This window comes from Helicobacter valdiviensis (genome assembly GCF_003245365.1).
In the GTDB taxonomy this organism is placed as follows: Bacteria; Campylobacterota; Campylobacteria; order Campylobacterales; family Helicobacteraceae; genus Helicobacter_D; species Helicobacter_D valdiviensis.
Genome location: NZ_NBIU01000089.1, coordinates 1 through 1,213, shown reverse-complemented (window position 1 = coordinate 1,213; position 1,213 = coordinate 1). Strand labels below are relative to the sequence as shown.

1 protein-coding gene is annotated in these 1,213 nt (G+C 33.6%); it reads left to right on the top strand.

Going from position 1 to position 1,213, the window contains the following annotated elements; all coding sequences use genetic code 11:
* On the top strand, positions 1 to 1,053 hold a 1,053-nt coding region (locus B6S12_RS10625), incomplete at its 5' end, for a hypothetical protein (RefSeq protein WP_220083653.1).
* Positions 1,054 to 1,213 lie beyond the last annotated feature (160 nt).

Genomic DNA, 1,213 nt, shown 5'->3' with positions numbered 1-1,213 from the left:
ATAGATGATCCTATTAAAGTAAGTGAGATGAACTCAAAGAGTGCAAGAGATGCAGTAAATAACAACTTTACAGGCTCGGTTCTCTCAAGATTAAAAGACATAAACTCAAGCATTATTATTCTAATGCAACGCTTAGGGGAAGAGGATTTATGCGGATATTTGCTAAATCCGCTTAATTTTAGCGAGGATGTTATCAAAGAGTGGAAAATCCTAAAACTTCAAGCATTAAATGAAGAAGAAACCACCTATAAAATCGCTGATTTTAGCTACACAAGAGCTAAAAGAGAACCTTTGCTTAGTGCAAGACATAACTTAGAACAATTAGAGCTTTTAAAGCTTCAAATGGGAGAAGATGAGTTTAGCACACAATACCAACAAGAGCCACAAGCTAGGGAGGCAGGATATTTTGAAAAGGAATATTTTAAAATCATTCCTAGTTTTGAACTTGGAGTGCATAATGAATATATTTTTGTAGATAGTGCTATAAGCTTAAATGCAAAAAGCGATAATAGAGCTATTGTGGTTATGGGAGTGGAGAGAAAAGGAGAGCTAGAATCTTATTGTCTAAAAGATTGCTTTTTTGGAATATGGAGCGAGGAAGAAAACATAAGCCAACTTATAGAATGTTTTTTAAAATATCCTAAGGCTACATGTTATATTGAAAAAGAAGGCGGAGGAGAAATCCTTTATAGGCTTTTATTAAAAGAGATAGTAAGAGTAAATGAAGCACTTAAAAAAAGTTCTAAAGAGCTTATTAAAAATAGTGTTTTTGCCTATTCTGCAAGTAGGAAAATAAGCAAAGTAGATAAAATTAAATCACTAAGAAGCTATTATAATACGGGATATTTGTGCTTTTTAAAAGGTGCAAATGGGCTAGAACAGGTTAAAAAAGAGCTTTTAGGATTTAACCCTCTAAAGCCTTTTAGGAAAGATGATTGCATTGATGCGATTGCCTCATGCATTAATCATAGTGAGGTTAAAGCCCCTCCTAGAATACAACAAGAGCAAAGAAGCGTCTTTTTAAGAGGTGGTGCAACAACTTGGAGGATTTAACCCTTTAAAATCTCCACCTTTTAACTTAAAATATCTAAAATTAATAAAAAGGATTAATAATGAATGCAATGTTATTAGGTAGCGGGGGGGGGGGGCATTTAGCTTCTAATGGAAAAACCTATCATTACAAAAAAGAATTTTTGCTAGTGAGTGGAACTCC